Source organism: Jatrophihabitans endophyticus, from assembly GCF_900129455.1.
In the GTDB taxonomy this organism is placed as follows: Bacteria; Actinomycetota; Actinomycetes; order Mycobacteriales; family Jatrophihabitantaceae; genus Jatrophihabitans; species Jatrophihabitans endophyticus.
Genome location: NZ_FQVU01000001.1, coordinates 261,077 through 270,973, shown reverse-complemented (window position 1 = coordinate 270,973; position 9,897 = coordinate 261,077). Strand labels below are relative to the sequence as shown.

Genomic DNA, 9,897 nt, shown 5'->3' with positions numbered 1-9,897 from the left:
CCGTGGCGACGGCACCTGGATGTCGATCACCGGTGCGACGGGGGGAATGAGGGTCAGCCCGCGAGCAGGGCGCGGACCTCCGCGGCGATCTGGACGTCCTCGCGCGCGGCGACGACGACGGTCCGCACCGTCGCGCCCGGACCATCGGCCGAAGCGCTGATGTCGGCGTCGCCGGCGACGGCGTCGTTCGCAGCGTCGTCCAGCGTGATCCCCGACCAGCGCAGTCGTTGCGCGGCCAGGCGGCGGATGCCGGGGGAGTGCTCGCCGATGCCGCCGGTGAAGACCAGGACGTCGAGGCCGCCGGCCGCGGCGGCCATCGCGCCGACCGCGCCGACGAGCCGGTGCACGTAGACGTCGCGCGCCAGCACGGCGCGTTCGTCGCCCGCGTCGGCGCGCTGCTCGACCTCGCGCATGTCGGCGGTGCCGGCGAGCGCGAGCATGCCCGAGCGGTGCTCCAGGGCATCGGTGAGCTCGCGCGGCGGGATGCGCTCGTGCTCGGCCAGCCACAGCACCAGGCCCGGGTCGACCGTCCCCGACCGGGTCGCCATGGCCAACCCCTCCAGCGGCGTGAAACCCATGGTGGTGTCGACGCTGCGGCCGTCGCGCACCGCGCACACCGACGCTCCCGCACCCAGGTGGCAGCTGACGACCCGCAACCCGTCCCCGGGCTGGGCGCCGACGAGTTCGGCCGCACGCCGCGAGGCGTAGGCGTGCGAGAGCCCGTGGAAGCCGAAGCGGCGCACGCCGTAGCGCTCGCGCCACTGCGCCGGGACGGCGTACGTGGTCGCCGCCGCCGGCATGCCGCTGTGGAACGCGGTGTCGAAGCAGGCCACCGCGGGCACGTCGGGCAGCCGCTCGCGGACGGCGGCCAGCCCCGCCAGCGACTTCGGCTGGTGCAGCGGGGCGAGGGCGGTGAGGTCGTGCAGCGCGCGCTCGACCTCGGCCGTGATGCGGACGGCGCCGGAGAACCGCGTGCCGCCGTGCACGACGCGGTGCCCGACGACGTCGGGCACCGGCCAGCCGGCGATCGCGTCGGCCAGGGCGCCGGTGTCGAAGCCGTCGGCGCCCGCGGCGAGGTCGGCCGTGCCCACCACGGCGTCGGAGTCGTCGAGCAGCCGCAGCTTCAGGCTCGACGACCCCGCGTTGACGACGAGGACGTGCATGCGCACCTCCCGCTCAGTGGGCCCCGGGCGCCGTCGGCTCCTCCGGGTGGTCGCCCTCGGGGTGGTCGCCCTCCGGGTGGTCGCCCTCGGGTGCGGCACCACCGGCTCGGCCTGGCCACGTCCAGCCCGCGATCGCGGGATCGTCCTCGCCGTGCTCGCGCGTGTACAGCCGCGCCGCCAACCGCGCGTCGACCATGCGCTGGCGCAGCCCGGCCGCGCGGACGCCGAGCGACGGCGTCCGGTCGATGGTGTCGATGACGAGGTGGAAGCGGTCGAGGTCGTTGAGCATGACCATGTCGAACGGTGTCGTGGTCGTGCCCTCCTCCTTGTAGCCGCGGACGTGGATGTTGGCGTGGTTGGTGCGCCGGTAGGTCAGCCGGTGGATGAGCCACGGGTAGCCGTGGTAGGCGAAGATCACCGGCTTGTCGCTGGTGAACAGGGCGTCGAACTCGCGGTCGGACAGGCCGTGCGGGTGCTCGCTGTCGGGCTGCAGCCGCATCAGGTCGACGACGTTGACGACGCGCACCTTCAGCTCGGGCAGGTGGGTGCGCAGCAGGTCGGCGGCGGCGAGCGTCTCGAGCGTCGGGATGTCGCCGGCGCAGGCGAGCACGACGTCGGGCTCGCCGTCGGTGTTGCTCGCCCACTCCCAGATGCCCAGCCCGCGGGTGCAGTGCGCGATCGCCTCGTCCATCGTCAGGTAGGTCAGCGCCGGCTGCTTGCCGGCGACCACGACGTTGACGTAGTCGCGCGAGCGCAGGCAGTGGTCGCCGACGGAGAGCAGCGTGTTCGTGTCCGGCGGCAGGTACACCCGCACGATCTCGGCCTTCTTGTTGACCACGTGGTCGATGAAGCCGGGGTCCTGGTGCGAGAACCCGTTGTGGTCCTGGCGCCACACGTGCGACGAGAGCAGGTAGTTCAGCGACGCGATCGGTCGGCGCCACGGGATGTCGCGGGTGACCTTCAACCACTTCGCGTGCTGGTTGAGCATCGAGTCGACGATGTGGATGAACGCCTCGTAGCAGTTGAACACGCCGTGGCGTCCGGTGAGCAGGTAGCCCTCGAGCCAGCCCTGGCACAGGTGCTCGGACAGCACCTCCATCACCCGGCCGTCCGGGGCGAGGTGCTCGTCGCCGGGCAGGGTCGTGCCGAGCCAGGTGCGGTCGGTCTGTTCGAGCACGGCGCCCAGCCGGTTGGACGCGGTCTCGTCGGGACCCATCACCCGGAACGTGGACGGGTTGGCGGCGACGACGTCGCGCAGGAACCTCCCGAGCTCGGTCATCGCCTCGCTCGTCGCGCAACCCGGGGAGGGGACGTCGACCGCGTAGTCACGGAAGTCGGGCAGCTCCAGGTCGCGCAGCAGCAGCCCGCCGTTCGCGTGGGGGGTTGCACTCATGCGCCGCTCGCCGGTGGGTGCGAGCGCCCGCAGCTCCGGCCGGAGCGCACCCTCGGCGTCGAAGAGCTCCTCGGGTCGGTAGCTGCGCAGCCAGGTCTCGAGCATCGCGCGGTGCTCGGGGTTCGTGCGGGTCGCGGCGAGCGGCACCTGGTGGGAGCGGAAGGTGCCCTCGACGGGCACGCCGTCGACCTCCTTGGGGCCGGTCCAGCCCTTCGGCGTGCGGAGCACGATCATCGGCCACTCCGGCCGTGTCGTGTCACCGCCCTCGCGGGCGGCGCGCTGGATCTCGGCGATCTCGTCCGTCGCGCGGTCGAGGGTGGCCGCGAGCAGCTGGTGCACCTCGGCCGGGTCGTCGCCGGCGACGAGGTAGGGCCGGTAGCCGTAGCCGCGCAGCAGGGCGCCGAGCTCGTCGTCGGGGATGCGCGCGAGGACGGTCGGGTTGGCGATCTTGTAGCCGTTGAGGTGCAGCACCGGCAGCACCGCGCCGTCGCGGGCGGGGTCGAGGAACTTGGTGGAGTGCCAGCTGGCGGCGAGCGGGCCGGTCTCGGCCTCGCCGTCGCCGACGACGCACACCACGAGCAGGTCCGGGTTGTCGAACGCGGCGCCGTAGGCGTGGACGAGGGAGTAGCCGAGCTCGCCGCCCTCGTGGATCGACCCCGGGGTCTCCGGGGCGACGTGGCTGGGGATGCCGCCGGGGAAGGAGAACTGCCGGAACAGCCGCTGCAGGCCCTGCTCGTCGGACCCGATGTAGGGGTAGACCTCGCTGTACGTGCCCTCGAGGTAGGAGTTGGCGACGAGGCCCGGGCCGCCGTGGCCGGGGCCGGTCACGAAGAGCGCGTCGAGCTCGCGGGCGCGGATGACGCGGTTCAGGTGCGCGTAGAGCAGGTTGAGGCCGGGCGTCGTGCCCCAGTGCCCGAGCAGCCGTGGCTTGACGTGTTCCTCGGCCAGCGGCTCGCGCAGCAGCGGGTTGTCCAGCAGGTAGATCTGCCCGACCGACAGGTAGTTCGCGGCCCGCCAGTAGGCGTCGAGGCCGGCGAGCTCGTCGTCGGTCAACGGCCGTCCGTCGACGTGCTGCAGCTCGGTCACCTGGGTCATGACGCCTCCGTACGGGGGTTGCGGGATGAGGACACGGCGGTCCGGCCTATCCCAGGCTGCCCCTGCCGGTGCGTGCCGACCAGTGACCAACGCACGGGGCCGCTCTGGGACCTTTGCCCCTGCTGGGTCGGCGCCGCCGGTCGCAGCCTGGGGTGAGCCTTCCCCCGGCCGGGCCACCGGCTGACCGAAGGCCCGTTGTGTCGCGACGAGCGCGGCCGCGTGAGCAGATCGAAGGTGAACCATGCCGGTCCTGGCATCCTCTACGGTGTCGCAGGCGCTGCGCCGCGCCGCCGTCCGGGCGACCCTCGCGCCGTCGGTGCACAACACCCAGCCCTGGCGCTTCGTGCTCGGTCCCGATTTCCTCGAGGTCCACGCCGACTCCGCCCGGCGGTTGACGGTGCTCGACCCGAGCGGTCGACAGCTGATCATCAGTTGCGGGTGCGCGTTGTTCAACGCCCGGGTGTCGCTGGCCGCCGCGGGCTTCCGCGCCGGGGTGGAGCGGGTACGCGACCCGCAGCACCCCACGCTGCTCGCCCGCATCACCGTCGACGGGGAGACCGCGCCCGGCGACCCCGAGACCGAGGCCCTGGCCGCGCTCGACCCGGTGGTCGAGCTGCGTCGCACCAACCGTCGGCAGTTCGCCGACGACCCCGTGCCGCAGGAGCTCGTCGAGTCGCTGGTCGCGGCGGCCGCCGCCGAGCACGCCGAACTCGATCCGGTCGTGCGCGCCGAGGACCGCGTGGTGACGGCCGTGCTGTCGCAGCGGGCCGACCAGCAGCAGAACGCCGACCCGGCCTACCGGGCGGAGCTCCGGGCGTGGACGAGCGACGACCCACGCCGCGACGACGGCGTCCCGTCCTCGGCCGTCCCGCACGCGGTGGCCGGTGGGCACGACGAGATCCCGATCCGCGACTTCGACACGCACGGCACCGGCGCGCTGCCGACCGAGACGCGCTCGAACCTGCACCAGTGCCTGCTGCTGCTCGGCACGTCGAGCGACGACACCGACGCGTGGCTGCGCGCGGGCGAGGCGCTGGAGCGCATCCTGCTCGAGATCACCCGGCACGGCTTCGTCGCGAGCCCGCTCACCCAGGTGATCGAGGTGCCGGTGACCCGGGGCGCGCTGCGTCGGGAGCTCCGGCTGGCCACGCAACCGCACGTGCTGCTGCGGGTGGGCCGCGCGGCGCCGACCCCGGCGCCGCGGCGCCGGCGGCTCGTGGACATGCTCAGCGATGCGCCCTGACCCGGGCGGGGTCGGCACCGGTCACGGCGTGGATCGCTAGTGTCTGAGCCGATGCCCCCGCCTCCCGACATCTCGCCGGGCTCCGGCCCGGACGTCGCGCCGCGCCTGCAGCTCGACGAGCTGCTCACCCAGCTCATCGACCGCGCCCACGACGTCCTCGACACCCAGAACCGGTTGCGCGGCCTGCTGCAGGCGAACCGCGCCGTCATCGGCGACCTCACCCTGCCCGCCGTGCTGCAGCGCATCGTCGAGGCCGCGTGCGACCTCGTCGAGGCCCGCTACGGTGCGCTCGGCGTCCTCGCCGAACGCGGCGGCCTCGCCGAGTTCGTCACCGTCGGCGTCGACGACGCGACCCGCGAGCTCATCGGGCAGCTGCCCCAGGGCAAGGGGCTGCTCGGCGCCTTGATCGACGACCCGCGCCCGATCCGCCTCGACGACCTCGCTGACGACGCGCGCTCGGTGGGCTTCCCCGACCACCACCCGCCGATGCGCGGGTTCCTCGGGCTGCCCATCCGGGTGCGTGACGAGGTGTTCGGCAACCTGTACCTGACGCGTGACGACGGCCGCTCGTTCACGCAGGACGACGAGGACCTCGTCGCCTCCCTCGCCGCGACGGCCGGCGTCGCCATCGAGAACGCCCGGCTCTTCGAGGAGTCCCAGCGCAAGCAGGAGTGGCTCGAGGCCGAGAACGAGATCACCCGCCAGCTGCTGGCCAGCGAGGGCGACGAGCCGCTGCAGGTCATCGCGCGGCGGCTGCAGCAGGTCGCCGACGCCGACGCGGTGAACGTCGTGCTGCCGACGGTCGACGGCGAGCACCTGATGATCGAGGTGGCGACCGGCGACGGCGCCGACGAGGTCACCGCGATGATCTACCCGACCGAGGGCACCGCGTCGCAGGCGGTGCTCGGCTCGGGCGAACCGATCCTCATCGCCGACCACGCCCGGCAGAGCAAGTTCCTCGTGCACCTCAGCGACGTCGTCGACGTCGGGCCGCTCATGGTCGTCCCGCTCGGCGCGACCCCGCGGGTGCGGGGGGCGCTGGTCGTGGCCCGCCGGCACGAACGGCCGCGCTTCACCGAGACCGACCTGCACCTGGCGAGCACGTTCGCGAACCACGCCGCGGTCGCGCTCGAGCTCGCCGACGCCCGCACCGACCAGCAGCGCGTCGTGCTGCTGGAGGACCGCGAGCGCATCGCCCGCGACCTGCACGACCACGTGATCCAGCGGCTCTTCGCTGCCGGCCTCACGCTCGAGAGCGTCGCGGCCGGGCTCGGCGGCGGCACGCGCGGCGCCCAGCGCCTCATGCAGGTCGTCAACGACGTCGACGAGACCATCGCCAAGATCCGCGACTCGATCTTCCAGCTGCGCGGCCCGCTCGCCGCCCGGACCGCGGAGCTGCGCACCCGGGTCTTCGAGCTGGCCACGGAGATGACCCCGGTGCTGGGCCGCGCGCCGCGGGTCAGCTTCGCCGGGCCCGTCGACGCCGTGGTGCCGGGCACCGTCCTGGACGACCTCGTGGCCGTCGTGCGCGAGGCGCTGACCAATGTCGCGCGTCACGCCGGGGCCACCGAGGTCACCGTCGACATCAGCGCGACCGCCACCGACGTCACCGTCGACGTCACCGACAACGGCGTCGGCATCGGCGACACCGGTCGGCGCAGTGGACTGGACAACCTGCGTCGCCGGGCCGAGGAGCACGGCGGCGAGTTCGTCATCACCTCGCCGTTGCCCGACCCCGGGCCGGCGACCGACGGAGGGACGAGGCTGCAGTGGACGATTCCGCTCCCGTGACCGGACCGACGCCCGGCGCTCCCGCGGCCGGGGAGGACGGCCCGATCACCGTCTTCCTGCTCGACGACCACGAGGTCGTGCGCAAGGGCATCGCCGACATCCTCGGCACCCAGCCCGACCTGGTCGTCGTGGGGGAGGCCGCGACCGCCGCCGAGGCGCTGGCGCGCATCCCCGCCGTCCGGCCGCGGGTCGCGATCCTGGACGCGCAGCTGCCCGACGGCAACGGCATCGACGTGTGCCGCGACATCCGTTCCGCGCATCCCGAGGTCCGCTGCCTGATCCTGACCTCCTTCGACGACAACGACGCGATCTTCGCCGCCGTGATGGCCGGCGCGTCCGGGTACCTGCTCAAGCAGGTTCGCGGCGCCGCCATCGTCGACGCGGTGCGGCAGGTGGCGGCGGGCCGGTCGTTGCTGGATCCGTCGGTGACCGAGCGGTTGCTCACCAAGCTGCGCGAACCCGCGCCGGCGACTCCGAACGACCCCATCGAGTACCTGACCGACCGCGAACGGGAGGTTCTCGACCTCATCGCCGAGGGGCTGACCAACCGCGAGATCAGCCGTCGCCTCGACATCGCCGAGAAGACGGTCAAGAACTACGTGTCGGCCGTCCTCGCCAAGCTCGGCCTGCGCAGCCGCACGCAGGCCGCGCTCTACGGGGCCGAGCGGCGCCCGCACTGACCCGCGCTCAACCCCAGATCCCGTCCGGGACGGTGGCGAGCACGAACCAGGCGGCGGCCGCGACGCACGGCGCTGCCGTCATGCCGGTGCGGTCGTCGGCGACCGCCGCACACGGTAGCGAGCCGTCGGGGCGCTGCAGCTGCGCAAGGGCGGCGAGGGCGCTGCCCGCGTCGCTGCCGGCCACGCGCTGCTGGGCCACCGCGACCCCGGCCGTCCCCTCGGCCCACACGTTCGCGGGCGCGTCGGGGAACGCGGCCTGCGGGTAGTAGGCGCGGTAGCCGCTCCACCGCCGCGCGGACGACGCGAACGCGGCGGTGTGCCGCAGCGCGAGCTCGGCCAGCTCGTCGTGCCCGGTGGCGTGCAGGAACAGCGCACCCCAGGAGTTGACGTCGAGCGGGTCGGCGGTGTCCGGCGTGCCGTCCGGGGCGATGCCCTGCCGGAACCGGCCGGCCGCCGCGTCCCACAGCCGATCCACGATCGCGTCGCGCAGCTCGTCGGCGTGCTGGCGCACGGTGGCCGGCGAGACCGCACCGTCGGAGTCGGTGTCGGTGTCAGGCAGGACCGCGGTGGCGAGGTGCAGTGTCTGCCAGGCGTCGAGATTGTGCTCGGTCGACACCCAGCCGGGGTGCGCGTCCGCGTCGACGGTGCCGTCGTCGCGCCGCTCGCCGTGCCCGGCGCCGAGCAGGCCGTCGTCGCGCTGCTGGGCCAGCAGCCACCGCACGCCGGAACGCGCGGCGGCGAGGACGTCCGCCCGGTCCGCGGCGGGCACGGCCCGCGCGGCGCGCAGCAGCGCGTACGTGGCGATGGCGCAGATGCCGGTCCGGGTGACGGGTGCGGCCGCGGCCGGGTTCCGGACGTCGGCGACCTCGACGAAGCCACCGTCCGGACGCTGCAGGCGGATGAGGCCCTGGACGAGGTCGTCGGCGGGGTGGCCGGCCGCGAGCGCGGCCACCACGGCGAGGGCCTGGTCGTAGGCGTAGACGTTGTCCGAGCCCGCGACGCTGCGCACCAGGCCGTAGTCGGGCGCCTGCTCGGCGAGCACCGTGCCGGAGGTCCGGTCGACGAGCTGGAAGATCTTGGTGCCAGGCCGACTGGTCGGGAAGCTGAACGTCCCGTCCGCGCGGGCGGGCTGCTCGTCGACCGGGTAGGTGGCGTCGGTGACCACCGAGGCGCGCACCACCCAGTTGCGGTAGACCGCCGACGGCCAGGCGGTGCCGTACGGGGCGAACGCGTGGTCGGCGTCGAGCAGGCCGAGGGCCCACCGGCCGGCGGGTGGCGAGGTCGCGCGGCCGAGGTCGATCGCGAAGCGACCCTGCGGGTCGACCTGCGCCTGCACGGGCACCTGCCGGCGGCCGGTCGGGGTGTCGCGGTAGGCCTGGACGATCCACCGTCCCGCCGTGGTCGGGACCGTCACGTGCCCCTCGACGACGCCGGCGTAGGACGCGTCGACGCGTGTCGGACGATCGACGGCGAGCGAGGCGGTGTCGGTGACGGGGGAGGTCACGCCGCGCGGCACGAACGAACCGGTGACCGCGCCGGTCCAGTCCGTCGGGTAGGTGCGGGTCGCGGTGACGGTGGACGCGCTGGTGACGTCGGTGGTCGGCCCGAGCTGCCGGCTGAGCCACTGCCAGGCGCGGGCAGCGGGGTCGGTGACGGCGCCGGCGGCCGATCCGACGCGTGTGGTCGTCACGGAGTCCGCGCGGGCTGCGGTGACGTCGGAGTTGGGCTGCACGGCATAGAGCACCACCAGCACGAGTGCGAGGGCCAGCTGCAGGCCGAGCACGCGACGGAAGGCGGTGGACAAGGTGAGCTCCGATGCACGGTGAGGCCCCCGCCCCGAGACCCCCGCCTCGATGATGGTGTGTACCCAACCGGGCGCCCCCGCCCGCATGGGTGGGCCGGAGTTGCGTCCGGCCGGTGTCGTCGTCCGGATGTCAGGGCAGCGCGGCGCCGTCCTGCAGCTGTCGCAGCTCGCGGGCGAACTCGTCGGCGTAGCGGGTCAGGACCGCCTCGTCGTCGGCCGTCCAGTCGCGCGGCTCGCCGGCGATGACGCACAGGACGCCGACCAGCACACCATCGCAGCGCACCGGCGACCCGAGGTAGGCGCGGACCTGCCCGGCGAGGACGACGGGGATGCTGGCGACCCGCGCGTCCAGGCGCGTGTCGGGGATGGCGAGCAGTCCGTCGTGGCGCAGGACGTTGGCGCAGATCGCGTCATCGAGCGGGACGTGGGTCCCGGTGGGGGCGACGCGCTCGACCAGGCCGCAGCCGGCGAGCGTCACCCGCCGATCGCTGACCGCGGACAGCGCGGCACCGTCGGTGCGCAGCTCGTCACACAACGCGGCGAGCCGCGGGTCGAGCGTCGTGGCCGCATCGCTGCGGGACACGGCCTCGGCGAGCTCGTGGGCGCGTTGCGCTCGCCGGCTGAGGGAACCTCCGACGGGCATGTGACACTCCGAGTTGTAGCGATGACTTTACGCAAACCTTACAGAGCGCTAGCGTGGTCCACAAGCGTGCGGGGTGGGCCCGGAC

Annotated in this window: 7 protein-coding genes; 3 read left to right on the top strand and 4 right to left on the bottom strand. The window is 73.9% G+C overall.

Features of this window, described 5'->3' with window-relative positions; translation table 11 throughout:
- Positions 1-53: 53 nt before the first annotated feature.
- Both BUE29_RS01280 and BUE29_RS01275 read right to left on the bottom strand, forming a co-directional pair.
- A complete protein-coding gene (locus BUE29_RS01280; RefSeq protein ID WP_073386726.1) occupies positions 54-1,163 on the bottom strand; it encodes an acetate/propionate family kinase in 1,110 nt (369 codons plus the stop codon).
- 13 nt (positions 1,164-1,176) lie between these two features.
- The gene (locus tag BUE29_RS01275) at positions 1,177-3,651 is read right to left on the bottom strand and encodes a phosphoketolase family protein (protein WP_084180586.1); all 2,475 of its coding nucleotides are present in this window, start codon (positions 3,649-3,651) and stop codon (positions 1,177-1,179) included.
- 241 nt (positions 3,652-3,892) lie between these two features.
- On the opposite strand from BUE29_RS01275, the gene BUE29_RS01270 reads away from it, so the two are divergent.
- Genes BUE29_RS01270 through BUE29_RS01260 form a run of 3 tightly spaced genes read left to right on the top strand, consistent with a single transcriptional unit; the run spans position 3,893 to position 7,365 of the window.
- Positions 3,893-4,894: an Acg family FMN-binding oxidoreductase gene (locus BUE29_RS01270; RefSeq protein ID WP_073384953.1), complete on the top strand. Its 1,002-nt coding sequence runs from the start codon at positions 3,893-3,895 to the stop codon at positions 4,892-4,894.
- A gap of 51 nt (positions 4,895-4,945) precedes the next feature.
- Positions 4,946-6,685 (top strand): sensor histidine kinase, encoded by a 1,740-nt coding sequence (locus BUE29_RS01265; RefSeq protein ID WP_073384952.1) that lies wholly within the window; start codon positions 4,946-4,948, stop codon positions 6,683-6,685.
- Complete coding sequence (locus BUE29_RS01260) at positions 6,682-7,365, top strand: response regulator transcription factor (protein ID WP_327077547.1); 684 nt, start codon at positions 6,682-6,684, stop codon at positions 7,363-7,365. The genes BUE29_RS01265 and BUE29_RS01260 overlap by 4 nt, the downstream gene beginning before the upstream one ends.
- A 7-nt stretch (positions 7,366-7,372) precedes the next feature.
- Here BUE29_RS01260 and BUE29_RS01255 read toward each other — a convergent pair whose 3' ends face one another.
- Both BUE29_RS01255 and BUE29_RS01250 read right to left on the bottom strand, forming a co-directional pair.
- Positions 7,373-9,169: a prenyltransferase/squalene oxidase repeat-containing protein gene (locus tag BUE29_RS01255; protein WP_143167917.1), complete on the bottom strand. Its 1,797-nt coding sequence runs from the start codon at positions 9,167-9,169 to the stop codon at positions 7,373-7,375.
- A 130-nt stretch (positions 9,170-9,299) separates the two neighbouring features.
- Entirely contained in the window at positions 9,300-9,812 is a 513-nt protein-coding gene (locus BUE29_RS01250) for a GAF domain-containing protein (protein ID WP_073384947.1), read from the bottom strand.
- Positions 9,813-9,897: the final 85 nt, after the last annotated feature.

Coding starts and splice junctions, on each gene's coding strand:
- BUE29_RS01250 (WP_073384947.1), bottom strand. CDS start 9,812: ATGCCCGTCGGAGGTTCCCTCAGCCGGCGAGCGCAACGCGCCCACGAG.
- BUE29_RS01280 (WP_073386726.1), bottom strand. CDS start 1,163: ATGCACGTCCTCGTCGTCAACGCGGGGTCGTCGAGCCTGAAGCTGCGG.
- BUE29_RS01270 (WP_073384953.1), top strand. CDS start 3,893: ATGCCGGTCCTGGCATCCTCTACGGTGTCGCAGGCGCTGCGCCGCGCC.
- BUE29_RS01275 (WP_084180586.1), bottom strand. CDS start 3,651: ATGACCCAGGTGACCGAGCTGCAGCACGTCGACGGACGGCCGTTGACC.
- BUE29_RS01265 (WP_073384952.1), top strand. CDS start 4,946: ATGCCCCCGCCTCCCGACATCTCGCCGGGCTCCGGCCCGGACGTCGCG.